This window comes from Caproiciproducens sp. NJN-50 (assembly GCF_004103755.1).
Classification (GTDB): Bacteria; Bacillota; Clostridia; order Oscillospirales; family Acutalibacteraceae; genus Caproicibacter.
The window spans coordinates 1,600,230-1,619,801 of the sequence record NZ_CP035283.1; the positions used below are offsets into that span (position 1 = coordinate 1,600,230).

The following is a 19,572-nucleotide window of genomic DNA, read 5'->3' on the forward strand; positions in this document are numbered from 1 at the left end:
ACAAAATTCAATTCTCCGGTTCCGTACAGGTTCCGGAGAATTTTTTTGTTCTAAGCGCTCCGTGTCCTCCATATCTATTGGATGAAGGGAGAGGACAAGGAATGACCAAAGAAAGGGACGAGCGGTTTGATTCCGCTTCTAAATGCATCTGTGACCGAATAGAGGCGGCGCTTGACCATCTGCCTGTGGACGTGAAAAAGCATGTACAGGAAATCCGCCTTCGCGTAAACAGGCCGGTCTGCATCTGCTGCGCGGGAGGCACTTATTTTTTGGGTTTCGGAGGCGGGCTTACCTGCCGGCCGGTTTCGGGGTCGCTGGTGGCGGGGCCGCGGGATATGGAAGAAAGCTTTCGGAACCTATGCAGCTATTCCATTTACACCCACGAAAATGAAATCAGGAACGGTTACATCACCTTAAGCGGAGGCCATCGCGCGGGAGTCTGTGGAACCGCCGTGCTTCAGGCGGCGTCTATCAGCTCGGTCAGAAATATTTCTTCCATCAATCTGAGAATTTCACGTGAAATTCCAGGGGCCGCCGACGAGCTCCTGGACCGGTTGGAAAACAGTCTGAGCGGCGGGCTTCTGCTTGCCGGGGCGCCTTCCAGCGGAAAGACGACGATTCTGCGGGATCTTGCCCGTCAGCTTTCCAGCGGCACGCGCGGCAACCTGAAAAAGGTCGCCGTCATTGATGAGAGGGGAGAGATCGCAGGGACCTATATGGGAGTTCCGCAGAACGACCTTGGATGCTGCTGCGACGTACTGGACGGATATCCGAAGGCCGATGGAATTCTGCTTGCCGTGCGCACGCTGTCGCCGGAAATCATCGTCTGCGACGAAATCGGATCCGAAGCCGAAGTCGGCGCGGTGGAGCAGGGATTGAACACCGGCGTCGTTTTGATTGCAAGCATCCATGCCGGGTCCGTCAAAGAGCTGATGCGGCGGAAACAGGCACGGAAACTTCTCATGACCGGCGCTTTTGAAACGGTCGCGCTGCTGGACGCGGCGCGGGGACCTGGAAAAATCGCGGGAATTTATAAAGCGGGTGATTTGCTTGCTGAAGCTGACGGGGTCCCTGCTGCTGATTTTTGCGGGAACGCTCCTGGGGTTTACGGAATCGCGTAAACTTACGGTCCGGGTGGAAAGTCTGGAATCGTTTCTCAGGTTCCTTTCCGCCGCAAAAACAGAGGTGCGCTATTCCGCCGTGCCGGTGGTTCAGATTGTGGCACGGCACGGAAGAGAGCTCAGCTTTCTGCGGGAATGCGTCAAACGCTGCGGCCAGGGAGAAGGCTTTGCCGATGCATGGAAGCGTGCCGCGCTGAACAGCGGAAAGGGTGACGGCTTCGCCGCTCATGATATAGAATTGCTGCTTTCCTTTGGAGAAGGGTTTGGCGCGAGCGATACGGATGGCCAGCTGTCCCATATGGAACTGTTCTCCGGATTATTCGGCACAAATCTGAAATCGGCCCGGGAAGACCGGAACCGGAAATCCAAATTATATTTGATGCTCGGCGTATTCGCCGGCTTATTTTCGGCGCTGATGCTGTGCTAAAATCGGAGGAAGAAAAAATGAATGTGGATTTAATTTTCAAAATAGCGGCAATCGGAATCATCGTCGCGGTTTTGGATCAGCTGTTGGAACGATCCGGACGCCAGGAGCAGGCGATGATGACGACCCTTGCGGGGCTGATCGTCGTTCTGATGATGATTATTCAGCAAATCAGCACTCTGTTCAAAACGATTAAATCCATATTTGGCCTGTAAAATGAATATCGTTGGAATTGCGGGAATCGCTGTTTGCGCGGCGGTGATCGCCACCATGCTGCGCCGGTACCACCAGGAATATGCCGTTTTGCTGAGCATCGCGGCCGGAATCGTCATTTTGCTGGAGATTTTTGCGAATGTCACTCCGGCTATGAAACAGCTCCGGACACTGTTTTCCGCCTCCGGTCTGCCGGTGGATTATCTGCTGATTTTATTAAAGACGCTCGGGATCAGTTTTCTGGCTCAGTTTGCGGCCGATTCCTGCCGTGACGCGGGGGAAAACGCGCTGGCTTCCAAAATGGAACTTGCCGGAAAAATATCAATCGTGGTTCTGTCGCTGCCTCTGTTTGAAAAAATTGCGGAGACGGCCGTGAACCTGATCGGTGGGTGAAGGATGAAAAAAGCGGTTTGTCTGATTTTTGCGCTAGCTTCCGTCATACTGTTTTCCTGTTCCGTGTCTGCGGCGACAAGCGGATCATCGTTGTCCCAGGATGCGGCGGAGCGGCTTTATCAGGATCAGCTCAGACAGAGCGGAGCGGACGATCTTCCGGACAGCTTATCGCCGGAGACGAAGAAAATTCTCACTGAACTCGGAGTGAATGGAACCGACTGGAACTCCATCACTTCAATCTCACCGCAAAATTATTTTCAAAAGATTCTGCAAGTTTTTTCAGGACAGGCCAGGAGTCCTTTCAAGGTCCTGTGCGGCGTCATCGCCGTGGTCCTCCTCTGCGCGCTGTTAAACGGGATGAAGCTGTCGTTTGGGGATAAGCCGATGGGCGGCGTCATCGGGATGGTGGGCACGCTCTGCGTCTGCACCATTGTCGTCGCGCCGATTGTTTCCTGCATCGGCGACGCGGCGGATGTTCTGAATGCCGCCTCCGGTTTCCTGCTTGCGTGCATTCCGGTTCTGACGGGAATTATGATCGCAGCGGGGCAGCCGGTCTCCGCCGGTTCCTACCACATTCTGATGCTTGCCGCGGGAAATGCGGTTTCGGTCCTCTCCTCGAATTTTTTCATCCCGATGCTGAACATTTTTCTGGCGCTGTCGATTGTGTCGGCTGTCTCTCCTGGAATTAACCTGAGCGGGCTGTGCGCCGCGCTCAACAAGATGGTCAAGTGGATCATGGGACTTTGCATGACGCTTTTCACCAGCCTGGTCACCATGCATTCCATTGTGGCTTCCTCGCTGGACAATACCGGCTCGAAAGCGGCGAAGTTCGTTGTCAGCAGTTTTGTTCCCGTGGTCGGCAACGCGTTGGGGGAAGCGCTTCAGACGGTAACCGGCTGCGTCAAACTGCTGAAATCCGGCGTCAGCGCGTTTGGACTTCTCGCTGGCATTTTTATTTTCCTGCCGGTTGTCGCGGAGTGCTTCCTGTGGATTCTGACGCTGAACCTGTGCGCGGGGATCGGACAGATCTTCGATCTGAGCGGCATTACCTCCCTTTTGAAGGCTTCCTCCGACGTGGTATCGACCATGCTGGCGATCCTGCTGTGCAGCATGATGATCCTGATCATTTCAACGGTCGTGATGCTGATCGTCGGAGGCGTTAAATGAGCGGGGTAAGGGAATGGGCCACGGTGATCTGCCTTGCGGCCCTGTCGGCTGCCATGCTGCAAAGCCTCGTGCCGGACGGCTCGATGGAACGAATGGCAAAATTTGTAATCGGGGCTTTTATTATATGCGCCCTGATCTCTCCGCTTTCCAAAGCCGTCCCGCAGATCAGGTCGGGGCTGGGGACGAGCAACCGACCCGCGGAGGAAAATAAAAAGCTGAATTCCACAGTGGACCGGCAGTTCAAAGACGCGGCGAAAGAAAGCATTACGGGGCTTGTTCAGGCGGAATTGAAACGAATGGGGATAAACTGTAAAAATGTTCAGGTGATAATGGATACGGACGAAAATGGCAGCATATCAATTAATAAAGTGATTGTAACCATCGAAGGAAAAACAGGATCCGGACGTGCCGGCGTGTCATCCGCGCTGGAAAAGACGCTGGGAATTCAGACGGAGGTCGTTTTCGATGAAGGCTGATGAAAGGGACGAAAAAATTCGAAAGGGCGGCCTGCTGAACCTTTTGGCCGGAAATGAGAATTGCCGTAAAATCATTCTGGGCGCCGGGCTGATCGGAATTGCTCTGATTTTTCTTTCCAGCTTTCTGACAAACAGCGGAAAGACCGAACAGAAAACGGATCCCTCCGGAACGGCTTCCACAGCGCAGGACTACGAAACGCATCTGGAAAAGGAACTGACGGATCTGATCATGAAAATACAGGGAGTCGGCAATGCCAGCGTCATGGTGACTTTGGAACAGACAAAACAATCGGTTTATGCGAAGGAAGAGAAGAACAGCGGCCAGACGACGAAAGATCAGTCCGACGGCTCGACAAGAAATGAGACGGATCAAAGCAATGAAACCAATTATATCCTGGTGAAAGGCGCCGACGGCTCCGAACAGGCGCTCGCAGTCACTGAGATCCAGCCGGTTGTCAAGGGCGTCGTGGTGGTTTGCGACGGCGGGGGCAATGCGGCGGTTCAACAGAGTGTCATCGACGCCGTCACGACGGCTCTCGATATTTCTTCCGTGCGGGTGTGCGTGATAAAAGCAAAATAAAGAAAACAGGGGGAATTCTATTATGGCAATGGGCAAACGGCAGCTTGTTCTCGCGGCTTTGGTTGTTGCGCTGGGGGCGGCCGTCTATCTGAATTGGGCGCTGTCGGGCAACACGCAGCTTCCCGCGACGGACGCCGTCACATCCGGACGGGAACTCGGAGAAACTCTGCTGGTCAACGCGTCCGGAAGTGAAAGCGGCGCAAGCTCAGGCGAAAATTCATCGGCCGTCAACACCGGAGCGAGCGTCGCGGGAGACGACTATTTTACTTCCGCAAGGCTGTCAAGAGAGAAGGCAAGGGACGAATCCGTTGAAATGCTGCAAAAAGTCGTCAGCGGCGTGAGCGAAACGGACGCGGCGAAACAGACGGCGGTTTCTCAGGCAAACACGATCGCGCAGGACATCGTAAAAGAGACGGAGATTGAAAATCTGGTCAAGGCGAAAGGATTTGCCGACTGCGTCGCATTTCTGCAGAACGGCGAGTGCAACGTCGTGGTAAAAACCAAGTCCAATACCCAGAACGACGCGATTGTCATACGGGATATCGTGTCGGATCAAACGGGGATCACCTATGATAAAATCAAGATTGTTGAGTGCGAATAGTTGTGTTCACCCGCAAATGTGGTATAATAATTCCCGTGGATGAAACGGCAAATAAATTGACCCTCCACATTGTGGAGGGTTTTTCCATTTAAAACTATAAAATCACGGGGGAAATCATGAAAAGACGCGAAGCGCGCGAACAGGCTTTTGCTCTTGTTTTTGCAAAGAGCATCAACCATGAGAACATAAAGGACATCGTAACCGCGGCAAATGAAGCCGGTGAAGTCCCGATCGACGATTTTGCGGAGGCGGCCGCGTCCGGTGTGGAGGCAAACGAAACGGCTCTGGATGGGAAGATTGAAAGTTTTATCCGCGGGTGGTCCGTAAGCCGGCTTTCGAAAGTTTCGCTTTCCATCCTGCGTTTGGCGGCGTATGAGATCCTGTTCGAGAAGGATATCCCCGCCAGCGTGTCGATCAACGAGGCGGTCGAGCTTGCCAAAAAGTACGGTACTGCCGAGGATGCGCCGTTTGTCAACGGAGTGCTGGGTTCCCTCGTGAGAAAACAGGAAGAACAGAATGTTTAGTGTTCTTGGAATCGACACCAGCAACTATACCACCTCCGCGGCACTTTGGAGGGCCGGGGCAATGCTTCAGAATAAGATACCGCTGCCGGTCAAAAAGGGGGAACTCGGCCTCCGCCAGAGCGACGCCGTTTTTCATCATGTCGTCCAGCTCCCGCAGGTCCTGTCCCGCCTTCCGATTGTGGGCGCAGAGCTCGCGGCCATAGGGGTATCCGACCGGCCCAGAAGTGCGGAAGGTTCCTACATGCCGTGTTTTCTCACTGGACTGGGAACGGCGCAGGCGATCGCGCAGGCCGGCGGCACTTCGCTCTATCGCTTTTCCCATCAGCAGGGCCACATCGCGGCGGCGCTGTACTCCGCGAACCGGCTTGATCTTTTCAGGCAAAGGTTTCTCGCGTTTCATGTCTCCGGCGGAACGACGGAAGCGGTGCTGGTGACGCCGGAGGAAAACCAGGTCTTTCGGACCGAGATCGCGGCGCGTTCTCTCGATCTGAAAGGCGGACAGGCAGTCGACCGGGTGGGGGCCATGCTGGGACTTTCGTTTCCCGCGGGAAAGGAACTGGAAGCTCTCGCGCGGCAGTCAAACCATATGGAACCTGTTCACGCGGCGATGAGAGGAGCCGACTGTTCGCTCTCTGGCATAGAGAACCGCTGCAGGGCGATGCTGGACCGGGGAACGCCGAGGGAGGAAGTCGCCGCATTCTGCCTTTCCTCGCTTCTCGCGGCGCTGGAGGGCATGACGGAAGCACTTCTGGAACGCTTCGGGACACTTCCCCTCGTTTTCGCGGGCGGCGTGATGTCTGACGGCATCCTGCGGGAAGCGATTGAGGAAAAGTACGGGGCGTTCTTCGCGCAGCCGGAGTACTCCTGCGACAACGCAGCAGGAGCCGCCGTGCTCGCCGCCTGGAAAGGGGGTCTTCTGCAATGAACCGGACTGCGCCGATGATCCTCAGCGTGACGCAGCTCAACACCTATATCCGCTCCGTTTTTGAGCAGGACCCGCATTTGACGCAGGTGTTTGTCACAGGCGAAATTTCCAACTTTAAAAACTATTACCGTTCCGGCCACCTGTATCTCTCTTTGAAGGATGACAAGAGTATTGTCAAGGCCGTGATGTTTGCTAGGTATGCGCAGCGGCTTCGCTTCATGCCGGAAGACGGCATGAAAGTCATCGCGCGCGGTTCGGTGAGTGTTTACGAAGCGTCGGGGCAATATCAGCTCTATATTGAGGATTTGCAGCCGGACGGCGTGGGCGCTCTCAGCGTTGCATTCGAACAGCTGAAAAAGAAACTGGAGTCCGAGGGGCTTTTCAGCAATAAAAAACCGATTCCGAAATTTCCGGAAACCATTGGAGTCGTTACGTCACCGTCCGGCGCCGCGGTCCGCGACATTTTCACCGTGCTCGGCAGAAGATACCCTGCGGCGCAGATCGTGTTCTGTCCGGTTGCGGTACAGGGAAGGGATGCCGCGCCCCAGATTGCGGAGGCGGTCGGACGGTTCAACCGCTTGCGCTGCGCCGACGTGCTGATCGTGGGCAGAGGCGGCGGTTCGCTGGAAGACCTGTGGCCGTTCAATGAGGAAATCGTCGCCCGCGCGGTAGCGGCATCCGAAATCCCGGTTATCTCCGCCGTCGGACACGAAACGGATTTTACCATCTGCGATTTTGCCGCGGACCTTCGGGCGCCGACCCCCTCCGCTGCGGCGGAACTGGCCGTGCCCGACCAAACGGAGCTCGTTGCGAGACTCGATCACCTCAATCGCCGTTTCAGGCAGTCGATGGAGACGGTACTTTCCGGCGCAGGCCGCCGGATGGACCGAATCTCGGAAAGCCGCGTCTTTCGGAACCCTCTGGAACGCCTGGAACTGCGGCGCATCGAAATCGACCGGCTGACTTCCGCTTTCCAGACCGGTCTGAACCGGCAGCTGGAGTGTAAAAAAAGCCTGCTGGCTTCGGCAAGCGGCCGGCTGAACGCAATGAGCCCTCTGGCTGTTTTATCGCGCGGCTACGCGCTGGCCTGCGGCGAGAACGGGAATCCGCTCAGCCGTGCTTCAGAAGCAAGACAGGGCCAATCTCTGACTCTCAAAATGAACGACGGCGACCTCGACTGTAAAGTGGAAAAAGTTACAATCCGCAGAAAGAAACGATCGGAGGCGGGCAAGCTATGAAACAGAAGATGACTTTTGAAGAGGCGGCCGCGAGGCTGGAGGAAATTGTCGGACAAATGGAAACGGGGGAACCCACACTGGAAGAATCCCTCAAGCTTTTTGAAGAAGGCTCCGCTCTGTCCTCCTTTTGTTACCGCAAGCTGTCGGAAGCGGAGCAGAAGGTCCGCCAGATTTCGGAGCTGGAGTCAAAGGAAGGAAAAAAGGATGAGCAGGATTGAACCGCAAAAATACGGCGAAGTGGTCCAGGCATACCTGGAAAAATACGTTCCGGAGGAAAAACTTCTTCAGAGCGGTCTGTTTCAGGCGATGCGCTACAGTTTGCTTGCCGGCGGCAAGCGGATCCGTCCGATCCTCCTTCTGGAATTCTGCGGCGCCTGCGGAGGGGATCAGGAATCCGCGCTTCCGTTTGCGTGCGCCGTCGAGATGATTCATTCCTACTCTTTGATCCATGACGATCTCCCCTGCATGGACAACGACGACATGAGGCGCGGAAAGCCATCCAACCATGTTGTGTTCGGCGAGGCGCAGGCCCTGCTTGCGGGAGACGCTCTGCTGACGATGGCGTTCGAGACAATGCTTTCTCCTGACAGCGTCGCCGCGGTCGGAGCGTCCCGCGCGGCCGAGGCGGCGGGAATCCTTGCAAAGGCCGCAGGCGCTTACGGCATGGCGGGCGGGCAGATGATCGATCTCCAAAGCGAGGGAAAACAGATTTCCGCCGATACGCTGATCCGGATGGACGAGTGCAAAACGGGCGCGCTGATCTGTGCCGCGTCCAAAATGGGCTGTGTTCTTGCCGGGGCGAAGGAGCGGATGCTTCACGCGGCGGAGAAATACGCGAAGGCGATCGGCCTGGCGTTCCAGATCACCGATGATATTCTGGATGTGGAGGGACAGCAGGCTCTGCTCGGCAAACCGATCGGCAGTGACCTGGAAAAAGGAAAAAGCACCTACGTATCCACTCTGGGATTGGAGAAAGCGCGCACGCTGGTGAGGGAATTGACTGACGAGGCGGTCTCCGCGCTCAGCTGCTTCGAAGAAAGCGGGGATTATCTGCGCAGTCTTGCCGTCACGCTTTCCACAAGGAAAAATTAAAACCATCCCAATTGACAAATTTGACGGGACATGATATCATAAATAAGCCGCTTATTCCGGGCTGTAAGAGGGAAACCCGCCCGAGAATAGCGAGATTGAGAAAAGGCAGGGCCTAAAATCATGTTTGCAATCATTGAAACAGGCGGCAAGCAGTACAAGGTGCAAAAAGAAGATGTCATCTTTGTGGAAAAGCTTGCGGCTGAAAAAGATTCCACCGTTCAGTTTCCGGTGCTCGCCGTGGTCGGTGAGGACGGGACAAAAGTTGGCGCGCCGTATGTGGAGGGCGCGACCGTTACCGCCAAAGTCCTGAAAGAGGGAAAAGGGAAAAAGATCACGGTCTTTACCTATAAAGCCAAGAAGAATGAAAAACGCAAAATGGGACACAGACAGCCGTACACGCAGGTTCAGATCGCGGAAATCAACGGCTGAAAACTATGATACGCGCTGAATTTTTTACGTTTTCCGATGGAGAAAGCGCCGGATTCCGCGTCAGCGGCCATTCCGGAGCAGGAGAAGCGGGCTATGACATCGTCTGCGCCGCGGTATCCTCTGCGGCTTATCTTGTGGCCAATGCGATCACGGATGTCGCCGGTATAAAGGCCTCGGTTCACGTGAAAGACGGCGATATGGATTGTAAAATTGCTCCGGAAGACGCCGAAGCCTGTGCGGTTCTTCTGAAAGGACTCCGGTTCCATTTGATGGCGCTTTCCCGGCAGTATCCTCAGAATATTCAGATCATCGATACGGAGGTGTAAAGCATGCTGCAAATCAACATTCAGCTTTTTGCTCATAAAAAGGGAATGGGTTCCACTAAAAACGGCCGCGATTCCGAGTCCAAGCGCCTTGGGGTCAAGCGTTCCGACGGCCAGTTCGTTCTTGCAGGGAATATCCTTGTCAAACAGCGCGGGACACACATTCATCCGGGCAACAATGTCGGGATCGGTTCCGATGATTCTCTGTTTGCCCTGATCAGCGGTAAGGTGAAGTTCGAGCGCTATGACCGTGACCGCAAAAAGGTCAGCGTTTACGCAGAGGAGCAGTAACTCCGCCTTACGATTGCGGACAGGATAAATCCCGGGTGGCGAACCCGGGATTTTTTTTCCGTTCCTGAGCAAAATATGATATACTGAAATGGAAAGTTATGGTTGGTTCGCAAGGGGCGAAAAGTAAGGAGTTTTTATGTTCATTGATCATGCAAAAATCAAGATCAAGGCGGGCGACGGCGGCGACGGAGCCGTTGCGTTTCACCGGGAAAAATATGTCGCCTCCGGCGGCCCCGACGGGGGAGACGGCGGACGGGGCGGAGATATTGTCTTTCAGGTGGACGACAACCAATCCACGCTGTCGGATTTTCGTTACCGCAGAAAATTCGCGGCGGAGAACGGGCAGAGTGGGTCCGGCAAACGCTGCAATGGCCGCCGCGGCAAGGACCTTGTCATCCGCGTCCCGAGGGGAACGCTGATAAAGGATGCCGAGACGGGAAGGCTGATTGCCGACCTGTCGGCGGACGAGCCCCAGGTGATTGCAAAAGGCGGGCGGGGCGGCTGGGGAAATTCCCATTTTGCGACGGCGACAAGGCAGACCCCGCGCTTTTCCAAACCAGGCGCCACGGGGGAAGCTTTTGACGTTCAGCTGGAATTGAAGCTGCTGGCGGATGTCGGTTTGGTCGGTTATCCCAGTGTGGGAAAATCCACGCTGGTTTCCGTCGTCAGCGAGGCGAAACCTCAGATCGCCGACTATCATTTTACGACGCTGACTCCGGTCCTGGGCGTTGTCCGGATGGGCTCCGAGCGGTCGTTTGTAATCGCGGATATTCCGGGGCTGATCGAGGGTGCGAACGAAGGCGCCGGGTTGGGCCACCAGTTTCTCCGCCATGTGGAGCGGTGCAGGCTGCTGGTTCACATTGTCGACATTTCAGGCAGCGAGGGAAGGGACCCGAAAGAGGATTTCCGGGTCATTAATTCGGAATTAAAAAAATTCAATCCGGAGCTTGCCGAACGGCCGATGCTGGTGGCTGGGAACAAATGCGACCTTGCAAGCGAAGAACAGATTCAGAATTTTGAACGATTTGTGCGGAATCAGGGGTACGAGTTCTTTCCGATCATGGCCGCCATCCGCTATCAGGTCGACCCGCTGCTGAACCGCATCGACGAGCTGCTTCAAAAACTTCCTCCCGTCATCCGCTACGAGCCGGAGCCGGAACCTGAGCATCCGGAAACGGCGGGCGGCGGTGAAGTGAGCGTGGAAAACCGCAACGGTGTTTACGTCGTGGAAGGACAATGGCTGATTCCTGTTCTGCGTTCCGTCAATTTTGACGACGCGGATTCCCTGCGCTATCTTGAACGTGTTCTTCTGCGCACGGGCGTGGATGACGCGCTGCGCAAGGCGGGAGTCCGCGAGGGTGACACGGTCAGCATTTATGGGATGGAATTCGATTATGTGGAGTAGGAGTGCGCCGGTTGAAACGGTTTTATGATGCTGTCTGCGACCCGAAAAGGATGGGCGCTTTATCCCTTGCCTTTATCGGTGACGCGGTTTTTGAGGTGTTTGTCAGAGAACGATTGGTCTGTCAGGCGGAGCGTCCGGTTTCCCAACTGCACCATGCCGCTGTGGAACAGGTTTGCGCGCAGGCACAGGCCGGATTCGTCCGCAAACTTTTGCCCGTTCTGACTCAGGAGGAACAGGAGATTCTCCGTCGGGGCAGGAATGCCCACAGCAACCATGTCCCCAAAAATTCGGATCCGGCCGATTATCACGCCGCAACCGCCTTTGAGTCTCTGTTCGGATATCTGTATCTAAGCGGAAGGCTGGACCGTCTGCGCGAGCTGTTTGAAGCTGTTTGCGGGGAGGATTGATTTGTTAATGCTGCCTTACCTGAAAAACGGGGCGAAAGAGCTGCTGGGTGATCTTCTCTATTATGTAGCTGCAAGCGTATTGTGTGCCGTCAGCGTCAGGATGTTTACGGCTCCGAACCACATCGCGCCGGGCGGCGTGACAGGACTCAGCACCGTGATCAATTACCTGTTCGGCCTGCCGATCGGCATGATGGGCCTGCTTCTGAACATTCCGATTTTTGTCTGGGCTATCCTGCAGATCGGCTATAAAATGGTGGGCAAAACCATAATTGCAACTGTCTTTGTCTCAAGCGCGATCGACATCCTTTCCGTCGTTATTCCGGCTTACAGCGGCAATCCAATGCTGGCGGCGATTTTCGGAGGATTTCTGGACGGCGCCGGGCTGTCCCTGGTGTTTATGAGGGGGGCGACCACCGGCGGAACGGATTTGATTGCCAGGCTTCTGAACCGCAGGGTCCGGTTCGTTTCCATGGGCAAACTGATGCTTTGCGTTGACTTTGTGATCGTCGTGATTTCCGCGTTTGCATATCGGAGCATTGAAAGCGCATTGTATGCCCTGATTGCGATCTTCGTCTCCTCCAGAATGATCGACACGATCCTTTACGGCACGGATGTCGGAACCGGAAAAGTCATTTTTATTATCTCCGAAAAAAATGAACAGATTGCCCAGGAAATTCTGACAGATCTGGAGCGCGGCGCGACCTATCTGGATTCCAGAGGGGCTTACACCGGAAAAAAAGGGGAAGTGCTTCTCTGTGCGGCCCGCCGGTACGAGGTAGTGAAAATCAAGGATATCGTCAGGTCGATTGACAAAAACGCGTTTCTGATCGTCGGGGACGCTGGGGAGATCACCGGCGAGGGGTTTCGGGAAGCCCGCCCGGAAGACAAAACGCTTCGTGAACTGATCCATAAATTAAAAATGCAAAGAAAATAGCCGGATGAAATTTCATGTTCTCATTTTTCACGGTTCCCGCTTACATGATTCTTGCCGGCGGAACGGACCGTAAAGGTATCCTGGCGGAAATTCAAATATTGCAGAATTGGGAGTCGCCATGCGAGAGCTTCGATTTACGGTTCCATCCTGCTTTCAAGGGAGCAGACTGAAGAGCTTTCTCCGCGAGTACTGCGGAATTTCCACCCGGCTCTTGGCAAAATTGAAAAGAGAGCCAATGGGGATTGCCGTAAACGGCCGGCATGCGATCGCGACCGACCGTTTGCAAAAGGGAGATCTGATTTGTCTCCGTTTGCCGCAGGACGAAAAAATACCGGAGTCGGAAAATCTTCCTTTTCCGGTTGTTTTTGAGGATCAGGATCTTCTTGTCGTGAATAAACCGGCTGGAATGCCGATGTATCCCTGCCCCGGACACGACCGGGACAGCCTTTCGAATGCGTATTCGAATTATTGCGCGGTCCGCGGGGAACCCTCTTCTTTTCGCCCTGTTTATCGGCTCGACAGGGATACGACGGGCCTTGTCGTATTGGCCAAGCATTCCTATGCGGCTTCCGCACTTGCGGGAAATGTCAGAAAAACCTATCTGGCGGTCTGTGAAGGGATTCTGCGGGACAGCGGAAAAATAGAACAGCCGATTGGAATGAAAGAAGGTTCACGGATTCAGCGCACTGTCCGGCCCGACGGAAGATATGCGCTTACCCGTTGGAGAAGCCTTAGCGCGGGGAATGGACTCAGCCTGTTGGCGCTCCGGCTGAAAACCGGGCGGACCCATCAGATCCGCGTTCATCTGTCGAACTGCGGGCACCCTTTGGCCGGCGATGATTTTTATGGCGGAAGTCTATCCCTGATCCGCAGGCAGGCCCTTCACTGTGCTGAAATCCGTTTTGTCCATCCGGTGACAAAACAAAAAATCAGATTTGTTCAAAGGTTACCAGAGGATATGGAAAAGCTTTTCCTTTTTATGCAACAATCCGTATGCAAAGAAAATATTGAATAATATTTCAATTCAATTTCATAAACTACTTGATTTATGAATAATTATGCGTTATAATGCTTTACAGTCAATGATCTTATGAAATAAACAAAGGGGCTGTTTGTTATGAAAAAAACAAAGAAGCTTGCGGCGCTTTTCCTGGCGGTCGCCATGACCGCTTCTTTGGCCGCCTGTTCGCAGGGCAGCACTTCTTCCAGTGCGGCGTCTTCGGAAGCGTCTATCACGTCTTCGTCCGCCGGTGTTTCCTCAACTGCCGCATCTGTTCAGACGATTACGGACGGTACGCTGACCATGTCCACAAACGCGGAGTTTGAACCGTTCGAGTACAAGGATAACGGCAACATCGTCGGAATTGATGTGGAAATCGCCAATAAAATTGCCCAGAAACTGGGCCTGAAGCTCAAAATCAACGATGTCAATTTTGACTCCCTCACCGTGGAACTGCAAACCAACAAGTGCGATTTTGTGGCCGCGGGCTGGTCGATCAAGCCGGACCGCCAGAAGAACGTCGATTTTTCCAATGTTTATTACGACGCTTCCCAGGCCATTATTATTCCAAAGAGCAGTTCGATCAAAGCACCCACTGACCTGAATGGTAAAACCGTCGGTGTTCAGCAGGGAACGACCGGAGACACTTACTGCACGAATGAAGACGGCAAGAGCGAAGTGAAAGTCGGCACGGTGAAACGTTACAATAAAGCGCCGGACGCCATTCTGGATTTGATCAACGGAAGAATCGACGCAGTCGTCATTGACGATTTTCCGGCAACCAAGTATGTTGGGAAGAATTCGGACAAAATTGAGAAACTGAACGATGCTCTTACCAATGAGCAGTATGCAATCGGCGTGAAAAAGGGAAACACGGCTTTATTGGATGTGATCAACGGCGTTTTAAAGGATATGGAGTCGAGCGGCGAACTGGACCAGATCGTTGAAAAGTATAAACAGGGCTAAAATCGATCCCTATCGCAAAAGTGACAAGTAAAAATGCAGGGCCGCGGAGCTGTTTCGCGCCCCTGCATATTTCTGTTTCCAGTGGGAGGATGTGCATGAACCTGCAGTTTTCTTGGATTCCGATGCCCTTGACCGCAGACACGGGCAACGGCATCGCACAGTTTTTTGTCAACTTATATTCGAATCTGTCCGACCAGTTTTATCAGTGCTTTATCTATCAGAACCGCTATCGTTACGTGACGGACGGCTTGAAAAACACCCTGATTATCACTTTCTTTGCCGTCCTGCTCGGCGTTGTGTTGGGGACCATCATTGCCCTGGTCAGGGTTGGCCATAGCAATAATCCGAAAAAGCTCAGGATCGCAAACAGTATTTGTGCGTTATATTTGACGCTGATTCGCGGGACGCCGGTTGTCGTTCAGCTGATGATTATGTATTATGTGATTCTGAGCCAGGCAAAGGTGAACGATATCACCGCGGCCATCCTGGCTTTTGGAATTAATTCAGGGGCTTATGTCGCAGAAGTGATCCGAAGCGGAATTCAATCGGTTGACAGAGGGCAGATTGAGGCGGGCCGTTCGCTTGGATTGAGTCAGCGTACGACCATGGTAAAAATCGTTTTTCCGCAGGCTTTGAAAAACGTGCTGCCGGCGATTGGAAATGAGTTTATTGCATTGCTCAAAGAAACATCTGTGGCCGGTTATATCGGGATTCAGGACCTGACAAAGAGCGGCGACATTATCCGCAGCATTACATACCTTGCCTTTACTCCCCTGCTGACGACGGCTGCGGTGTATTTGATTGTCGTCATAGGGCTGACTGCGGTTCTGGCACGCTTGGAAAGGAGGCTGCACAGAAGTGATAATCGTTAAAAATCTTTCCAAAAGCTTTCATACGCTTGACGGAGAGATAGAAGTGTTAAAGGGGATTAACCAGGAGATTGAAAAAGGAGAAAAGGTTGTGATTGTCGGACCTTCCGGCTCCGGTAAAAGCACATTTCTCCGCTGCCTGAATCTTTTGGAACAGCCGACTAAGGGCGAAATCTGGTTTGAGGGGCAGCAAATCAACACGCCGAAATGCGATATCGACCGGCACCGCCGGAAAATGGGAATGGTTTTCCAGCACTTTAATCTGTTTCCCCATCTGACTGTCAAAGCAAACATTACGCTTGCGCCTGTGACGCTGAAACTGAAATCCCCAAAGGATGCGAATCAGCAGGCGGAACGCCTTTTGGAACGGGTAGGACTTGCCGATAAGGCGGATGCTTATCCGGGGCAGCTTTCCGGCGGGCAGAAGCAGCGGATAGCGATTGTCCGCGCGCTTGCCATGGAACCGGACGTTATGCTGTTCGATGAACCAACCAGCGCGCTGGACCCGGAAATGGTAGGCGAAGTGCTGCAGGTCATGAAGGAACTGGCCGACGAGGGCATGACCATGGTCGTCGTCACGCATGAAATGGGTTTTGCCAGAGAAGTTGCAACCCGCGTACTCTTTATGTCCGACGGCCAGATTTTGGAGGAAGCAAAACCGGACGAGTTTTTCAGCCAGCCCAAAAATCCAAGGCTGCAGGACTTTTTGTCAAAGGTCCTTTAAAATTTTTCCATCCTGTGCTAAAATGAGGAATACGGCAATCGGCCGCATTCCTTTTTTTCGTTGCGGGAATACGTTGAATCATTCCGATCGCCAGAACCAGAAAAAGAGATCAGATAGCGGGGACGGTGATTGAATGCCGGCGGCGATCACGCATTATTATCAGGCGCTCAGGGTATGGGACAGCTGCAACCGGGGGATCCCGCCAAAATCAATGGACGCGTTCCTTTGGGGTGCGCAGGGACCGGATTTTCTATATTACCATCGCCTGCTTGAACCCTGGAGCAAAAACATCCGCGAAATCGGCGGTCGGCTGCACCATGAAAAACCATCCCGTCTGCTGTCTGCCATGCGCGATTATCAGAGAAACAAAGGAAATCAAATCACGGAATACTATCTTTTCGGCTTTCTTTGTCATTACAGCCTTGACCGGACCGCTCACCCGTTTGTTTACTGGGATGTAAAATCGCTGCGTGGACTTTATCCGGGCAGAGGGGACAGTTTTCTGCACAATCAGGTGGAGTCCGTGCTCGACAGTATTCTTCTTCGTTCGTTTACGGGAAAACTGGCGACTGATTTTGACCTGAAGCAGACCGCGCCGGATCATCCGGAAACGATGAGCGAAATTGCACGGCTCTATTCCGCCGTTCTTGAGCGGCTGTATGGAATTCACGGCCTTCAAAAGGCGCTTTTTCAATCCATGTCGGATTGCAGAAAAATCTGCGGCCTTCTCAATGACCGGTGGATGGTCAAAAAGCCGCTTGCGGAAGCCCTTGAGAGGCTCACGCATCACTACCTGTTTTCCAGCACGATCCGTGGAATCAGCGAACCGGATGAATTCGATTACGCCAATGTGCTGCATTCCGAGTGGAGATGGCCGGAAAGCCAATCGATATCCAGAAAAGAAAGTTTTTTTGACCTGTTTGAAGCCGCTGTCAACGAGAGCGTTTATTTTATGAATGAATTTGAAACTGCCAACCTCAGTGATTTGACACAAGACATTCCGTTTTGTTAAGGAGGAAAGAACAATGGAACGTATTGCCAGCTTTTGCGTCGACCATAACAGCCTTCTGCCCGGTATTTACACCTCCCGCATCGACGGGGACATCGTGACTTACGACATTCGGATGAGGAGACCCAATCTGCCGCCTTATCTTACGAATCCGGCTCTGCACACCATCGAGCATCTCTTTGCTACTTTCGCAAGGAATTCTGTTTGGAAAGACAATGTGATCTATTTCGGACCGATGGGATGCAGGACTGGATTTTATCTATTGCTGCGGGACATGGAGCCAGAGGATGCCATTCGCCTGATCGTCGATACCTTTCGGAAAATCGCTGATTACGCCGGACCGATTCCGGGCGCGTCCGCCTCGGAATGCGGAAATTACCGGGAACATGATTTGACTGGGGCCGTTCTGGAAGCGAAAAAGTTTCTGCCGGTCGTTCAGAACTGGAAAACGGAACAGCTAAACTATTCCGCTAAAAGTAAGTAATTCCTTTTAAAGGGTTGCAAATTTGTAACTTTTGTTATACAATTAAGGACAGGGTTACAAAGTTGTAATTATTTTGCCCTTGAAAGGATTTGTTTGAATGCAGGTCCAAAAGCTGGCCAGGCTGCCGGATGTCGACTGGGCTTCGGCCGGATTGAAGTTGCGGGATGCAAATATCTGCTTTTGCCGTTTCTTATATGTCGTAGGAGTCCAGTCGATCCGGATCATGAAGCACCTGCGCCGAAATTTGGCCATATTTTTCCGGCCGTTCACGAATGTCTGCGAGCACTTGTACTTTCTTGCGATCGGCAGAAGGCTCGTTTGGCTAAAAGAAGAAATTCATTCGATCCAAAGCGGATTTTTAATTGCAAAGCAGCGCCTTTTAAAAGCAAGAAGCCATGGAGCGCTTGCCGTTTTAAAAGAGTGTTTTCATGTTACGGGAATCAGCTTTCGTCTGCACAAAAGCTTTGTTCTATCGGTCCTCGGCGTCGCCGCTCCGTTGTTTTCGATTTTGCTTCTTTTTTTTACGGTACAATATTGGAATCACTTAAGCTACGGGTTGATTCTCGAAAACAATGGAAAGCAAATCGCATTTATCCAAAATGAGAACACCTATGAACAGGCGACGGAAATGGTGAACCAACGCATGGTTCACGATACGGTGGATGGGGAGTCCCAGCTTAAATTCAAACCGAATTTTCAGCTTTCCATTGGCGGCAGTGTTTATGCAACCGCATCTTATGTATGCAACAAACTGATAGAGCAATCAAACGGCATTATAGAAGAAGCCAGCGGCCTTTACGTGGATGGAGAACTGATGGGCGTTGTAAAAAGCGGCGCCGATCTGAGGTATTTGATTCAGAATCTGTTGGATGCCGCGAAGGAAAACGAAAAGAATGCCACGGCACAGTTTATTCAGAATGTGCAAATTGAAAACGGACTTTACCCGACGACTTCGATCATTTCCACGGACGACATGAATCAGCTTGTGACAAGTACTTCCAAAGCCGGCGTGACCTACACGGTGAAGGAAGGGGATACGGTTACTTCGATTGCCAAAGCCAATCACATGAAGATTTCCGATTTAAACAAGATCAACGGAAATCAGCTTGGCGATTCGATTCATCCGGGAGACTTGATTAATATTGAAGTTGCGGAACCGAGACTGAAAGTTGAACTGATCAAGACAGAGACGGATCAGGTATCGATTCCTTTTAAGACAGTCACCCAAAACGATGATTCACAGTATACCGATTATACAAAAGTCCTGACTCAAGGAGCCGACGGACTGCAGGAATGCGTCGAAAAAGTTTATACGGTAAACGGCATTGAAACGAAGCGCGAGACTGTCAGCAATACGATTCTGTCACAGCCGGTCGATAAGGTCGTTTTGACCGGGACCAAAAAGAGGCCTAAAACGGGAAGCGGCGTCAGCAGCGGGAGCCTGATGTGGCCGGTTCCGTCACTTCACACGATTACGACTTATTTTACCTGGCGGTGGGGACAATTCCACACTGGGATTGATATTTCCGGCTCAAGCGCGTATGGAAAAACAATTGTCGCCGCAGACGGCGGCGTTGTAATCGCAGCGGGGTGGGACGGAGGCTATGGAAATCGGGTTGTTGTCCGCCATAATGGAACTCTGAGCACTTTGTACGGCCATTGCAGCAAAATCCTTGTATCAACCGGGCAGAAGGTTTCAAAAGGCCAGGCGATTGCGCAGGTGGGCAGCACTGGAAATTCCACCGGACCGCATTGCCATTTTGAAGTGATTAAAAACGGAACAAAAGTAAATCCTATAGGATATGTACACAATTAAACGGTGATTCGCCGTTTTTAACAAACGGCGAATCATTTTTGTGTTTTTATTGACTTTTGCAAAATCCTGTATTATTATCAATAAGGTGTAATATTGCCTGATTCCCTTTCAAATGGATGTTGGCTTATACCATTTTTTATGTTCAAAATTAGATGTTTTCG

26 protein-coding genes are annotated in these 19,572 nt (G+C 52.7%); all 26 read left to right on the forward strand.

Going from position 1 to position 19,572, the window contains the following annotated elements; translation table 11 throughout:
* The first annotated feature begins 101 nt into the window (after positions 1-101).
* Positions 102-1,121, forward strand: a complete 1,020-nt coding sequence (gene spoIIIAA, locus EQM14_RS07675) for a stage III sporulation protein AA (RefSeq protein ID WP_128742394.1) — start codon at positions 102-104, stop codon at positions 1,119-1,121.
* A complete protein-coding gene (locus tag EQM14_RS07680; RefSeq protein WP_164919007.1) occupies positions 1,051-1,548 on the forward strand; it encodes a stage III sporulation protein AB in 498 nt (165 codons plus the stop codon). The genes spoIIIAA and EQM14_RS07680 overlap by 71 nt, the downstream gene beginning before the upstream one ends.
* Positions 1,549-1,565: 17 nt before the next feature.
* A complete protein-coding gene (spoIIIAC, locus tag EQM14_RS07685; RefSeq protein ID WP_128742396.1) occupies positions 1,566-1,760 on the forward strand; it encodes a stage III sporulation protein AC in 195 nt (64 codons plus the stop codon).
* 1 nt (position 1,761) lies between these two features.
* The gene (locus EQM14_RS07690; RefSeq protein ID WP_128742397.1) at positions 1,762-2,151 is read left to right on the forward strand and encodes a SpoIIIAC/SpoIIIAD family protein; all 390 of its coding nucleotides are present in this window, start codon (positions 1,762-1,764) and stop codon (positions 2,149-2,151) included.
* A 3-nt stretch (positions 2,152-2,154) separates the two neighbouring features.
* Entirely contained in the window at positions 2,155-3,318 is a 1,164-nt protein-coding gene (locus EQM14_RS07695; protein WP_128742398.1) for a stage III sporulation protein AE, read from the forward strand.
* Entirely contained in the window at positions 3,315-3,794 is a 480-nt protein-coding gene (locus EQM14_RS07700) for a stage III sporulation protein AF (RefSeq protein WP_128742399.1), read from the forward strand. The genes EQM14_RS07695 and EQM14_RS07700 overlap by 4 nt, the downstream gene beginning before the upstream one ends.
* Positions 3,784-4,374, forward strand: a complete 591-nt coding sequence (locus EQM14_RS07705) for a stage III sporulation protein AG (protein WP_128742400.1) — start codon at positions 3,784-3,786, stop codon at positions 4,372-4,374. Before EQM14_RS07700 ends, EQM14_RS07705 begins: the two co-directional genes overlap by 11 nt.
* Positions 4,375-4,396: 22 nt before the next feature.
* Positions 4,397-4,975, forward strand: a complete 579-nt coding sequence (locus EQM14_RS07710; protein WP_128742401.1) for a SpoIIIAH-like family protein — start codon at positions 4,397-4,399, stop codon at positions 4,973-4,975.
* 116 nt (positions 4,976-5,091) lie between these two features.
* The gene (gene nusB, locus EQM14_RS07715; protein WP_243112709.1) at positions 5,092-5,499 is read left to right on the forward strand and encodes a transcription antitermination factor NusB; all 408 of its coding nucleotides are present in this window, start codon (positions 5,092-5,094) and stop codon (positions 5,497-5,499) included.
* Complete coding sequence (locus EQM14_RS07720) at positions 5,492-6,424, forward strand: peptidase M22 (protein ID WP_128742403.1); 933 nt, start codon at positions 5,492-5,494, stop codon at positions 6,422-6,424. Before nusB ends, EQM14_RS07720 begins: the two co-directional genes overlap by 8 nt.
* Positions 6,421-7,662 (forward strand): exodeoxyribonuclease VII large subunit, encoded by a 1,242-nt coding sequence (gene xseA, locus EQM14_RS07725; RefSeq protein WP_128742404.1) that lies wholly within the window; start codon positions 6,421-6,423, stop codon positions 7,660-7,662. Before EQM14_RS07720 ends, xseA begins: the two co-directional genes overlap by 4 nt.
* The gene (gene xseB / locus EQM14_RS07730) at positions 7,659-7,880 is read left to right on the forward strand and encodes an exodeoxyribonuclease VII small subunit (protein WP_128742405.1); all 222 of its coding nucleotides are present in this window, start codon (positions 7,659-7,661) and stop codon (positions 7,878-7,880) included. The genes xseA and xseB overlap by 4 nt, the downstream gene beginning before the upstream one ends.
* Positions 7,867-8,754: a polyprenyl synthetase family protein gene (locus tag EQM14_RS07735; RefSeq protein WP_128742406.1), complete on the forward strand. Its 888-nt coding sequence runs from the start codon at positions 7,867-7,869 to the stop codon at positions 8,752-8,754. Before xseB ends, EQM14_RS07735 begins: the two co-directional genes overlap by 14 nt.
* Positions 8,755-8,874: 120 nt before the next feature.
* Positions 8,875-9,183: a 50S ribosomal protein L21 gene (gene rplU, locus EQM14_RS07740; protein ID WP_128742407.1), complete on the forward strand. Its 309-nt coding sequence runs from the start codon at positions 8,875-8,877 to the stop codon at positions 9,181-9,183.
* 5 nt (positions 9,184-9,188) lie between these two features.
* Positions 9,189-9,509 carry a ribosomal-processing cysteine protease Prp gene (locus tag EQM14_RS07745; protein ID WP_128742408.1) on the forward strand — a complete coding sequence of 107 codons (321 nt, stop codon included), beginning with the start codon at positions 9,189-9,191 and terminating at the stop codon, positions 9,507-9,509.
* 3 nt (positions 9,510-9,512) lie between these two features.
* Positions 9,513-9,797: a 50S ribosomal protein L27 gene (gene rpmA / locus EQM14_RS07750; protein WP_128742409.1), complete on the forward strand. Its 285-nt coding sequence runs from the start codon at positions 9,513-9,515 to the stop codon at positions 9,795-9,797.
* 136 nt (positions 9,798-9,933) lie between these two features.
* A complete protein-coding gene (gene obgE / locus EQM14_RS07755) occupies positions 9,934-11,202 on the forward strand; it encodes a GTPase ObgE (protein WP_128742410.1) in 1,269 nt (422 codons plus the stop codon).
* An 11-nt stretch (positions 11,203-11,213) separates the two neighbouring features.
* Complete coding sequence (locus tag EQM14_RS07760) at positions 11,214-11,609, forward strand: Mini-ribonuclease 3 (RefSeq protein WP_128742411.1); 396 nt, start codon at positions 11,214-11,216, stop codon at positions 11,607-11,609.
* Between the two features lie 7 nt (positions 11,610-11,616).
* Positions 11,617-12,543 (forward strand): YitT family protein, encoded by a 927-nt coding sequence (locus EQM14_RS07765; RefSeq protein WP_128744277.1) that lies wholly within the window; start codon positions 11,617-11,619, stop codon positions 12,541-12,543.
* A 118-nt stretch (positions 12,544-12,661) separates the two neighbouring features.
* Positions 12,662-13,558 carry an RluA family pseudouridine synthase gene (locus EQM14_RS07770; protein ID WP_128742412.1) on the forward strand — a complete coding sequence of 299 codons (897 nt, stop codon included), beginning with the start codon at positions 12,662-12,664 and terminating at the stop codon, positions 13,556-13,558.
* Positions 13,559-13,660: 102 nt separating this feature from the next.
* Positions 13,661-14,509, forward strand: coding sequence for a transporter substrate-binding domain-containing protein (locus tag EQM14_RS07775; protein WP_128742413.1), 849 nt, complete (start codon positions 13,661-13,663; stop codon positions 14,507-14,509).
* 95 nt (positions 14,510-14,604) lie between these two features.
* On the forward strand, positions 14,605-15,381 hold the full coding sequence (locus EQM14_RS07780) for an amino acid ABC transporter permease (protein WP_243112711.1): 777 nt from the start codon (positions 14,605-14,607) through the stop codon (positions 15,379-15,381).
* Positions 15,368-16,102, forward strand: a complete 735-nt coding sequence (locus EQM14_RS07785; RefSeq protein WP_128742414.1) for an amino acid ABC transporter ATP-binding protein — start codon at positions 15,368-15,370, stop codon at positions 16,100-16,102. Before EQM14_RS07780 ends, EQM14_RS07785 begins: the two co-directional genes overlap by 14 nt.
* 133 nt (positions 16,103-16,235) lie before the next feature.
* On the forward strand, positions 16,236-17,114 hold the full coding sequence (locus EQM14_RS07790) for a zinc dependent phospholipase C family protein (protein WP_128742415.1): 879 nt from the start codon (positions 16,236-16,238) through the stop codon (positions 17,112-17,114).
* A 13-nt stretch (positions 17,115-17,127) separates the two neighbouring features.
* Entirely contained in the window at positions 17,128-17,595 is a 468-nt protein-coding gene (locus tag EQM14_RS07795; protein WP_128742416.1) for an S-ribosylhomocysteine lyase, read from the forward strand.
* 97 nt (positions 17,596-17,692) lie between these two features.
* A complete protein-coding gene (locus tag EQM14_RS16840) occupies positions 17,693-19,411 on the forward strand; it encodes a M23 family metallopeptidase (RefSeq protein ID WP_128742417.1) in 1,719 nt (572 codons plus the stop codon).
* The last annotated feature ends 161 nt before the right edge of the window (positions 19,412-19,572 follow it).

Bases quoted from the DNA above. Each gene is read 5' to 3' on its own strand.
- spoIIIAA (WP_128742394.1), top strand. From the start codon at position 102: ATGACCAAAGAAAGGGACGAGCGGTTTGATTCCGCTTCTAAATGCATC.
- spoIIIAC (WP_128742396.1), top strand. From the start codon at position 1,566: ATGAATGTGGATTTAATTTTCAAAATAGCGGCAATCGGAATCATCGTC.
- EQM14_RS07690 (WP_128742397.1), top strand. From the start codon at position 1,762: ATGAATATCGTTGGAATTGCGGGAATCGCTGTTTGCGCGGCGGTGATC.
- EQM14_RS07695 (WP_128742398.1), top strand. From the start codon at position 2,155: ATGAAAAAAGCGGTTTGTCTGATTTTTGCGCTAGCTTCCGTCATACTG.
- EQM14_RS07700 (WP_128742399.1), top strand. From the start codon at position 3,315: ATGAGCGGGGTAAGGGAATGGGCCACGGTGATCTGCCTTGCGGCCCTG.
- EQM14_RS07705 (WP_128742400.1), top strand. From the start codon at position 3,784: ATGAAGGCTGATGAAAGGGACGAAAAAATTCGAAAGGGCGGCCTGCTG.
- EQM14_RS07710 (WP_128742401.1), top strand. From the start codon at position 4,397: ATGGCAATGGGCAAACGGCAGCTTGTTCTCGCGGCTTTGGTTGTTGCG.
- nusB (WP_243112709.1), top strand. From the start codon at position 5,092: ATGAAAAGACGCGAAGCGCGCGAACAGGCTTTTGCTCTTGTTTTTGCA.
- EQM14_RS07720 (WP_128742403.1), top strand. From the start codon at position 5,492: ATGTTTAGTGTTCTTGGAATCGACACCAGCAACTATACCACCTCCGCG.
- xseA (WP_128742404.1), top strand. From the start codon at position 6,421: ATGAACCGGACTGCGCCGATGATCCTCAGCGTGACGCAGCTCAACACC.
- xseB (WP_128742405.1), top strand. From the start codon at position 7,659: ATGAAACAGAAGATGACTTTTGAAGAGGCGGCCGCGAGGCTGGAGGAA.
- EQM14_RS07735 (WP_128742406.1), top strand. From the start codon at position 7,867: ATGAGCAGGATTGAACCGCAAAAATACGGCGAAGTGGTCCAGGCATAC.
- rplU (WP_128742407.1), top strand. From the start codon at position 8,875: ATGTTTGCAATCATTGAAACAGGCGGCAAGCAGTACAAGGTGCAAAAA.
- EQM14_RS07745 (WP_128742408.1), top strand. From the start codon at position 9,189: ATGATACGCGCTGAATTTTTTACGTTTTCCGATGGAGAAAGCGCCGGA.
- rpmA (WP_128742409.1), top strand. From the start codon at position 9,513: ATGCTGCAAATCAACATTCAGCTTTTTGCTCATAAAAAGGGAATGGGT.
- obgE (WP_128742410.1), top strand. From the start codon at position 9,934: ATGTTCATTGATCATGCAAAAATCAAGATCAAGGCGGGCGACGGCGGC.
- EQM14_RS07765 (WP_128744277.1), top strand. From the start codon at position 11,617: ATGCTGCCTTACCTGAAAAACGGGGCGAAAGAGCTGCTGGGTGATCTT.
- EQM14_RS07770 (WP_128742412.1), top strand. From the start codon at position 12,662: ATGCGAGAGCTTCGATTTACGGTTCCATCCTGCTTTCAAGGGAGCAGA.
- EQM14_RS07775 (WP_128742413.1), top strand. From the start codon at position 13,661: ATGAAAAAAACAAAGAAGCTTGCGGCGCTTTTCCTGGCGGTCGCCATG.
- EQM14_RS07780 (WP_243112711.1), top strand. From the start codon at position 14,605: ATGAACCTGCAGTTTTCTTGGATTCCGATGCCCTTGACCGCAGACACG.
- EQM14_RS07790 (WP_128742415.1), top strand. From the start codon at position 16,236: ATGCCGGCGGCGATCACGCATTATTATCAGGCGCTCAGGGTATGGGAC.
- EQM14_RS07795 (WP_128742416.1), top strand. From the start codon at position 17,128: ATGGAACGTATTGCCAGCTTTTGCGTCGACCATAACAGCCTTCTGCCC.
- EQM14_RS16840 (WP_128742417.1), top strand. From the start codon at position 17,693: ATGCAGGTCCAAAAGCTGGCCAGGCTGCCGGATGTCGACTGGGCTTCG.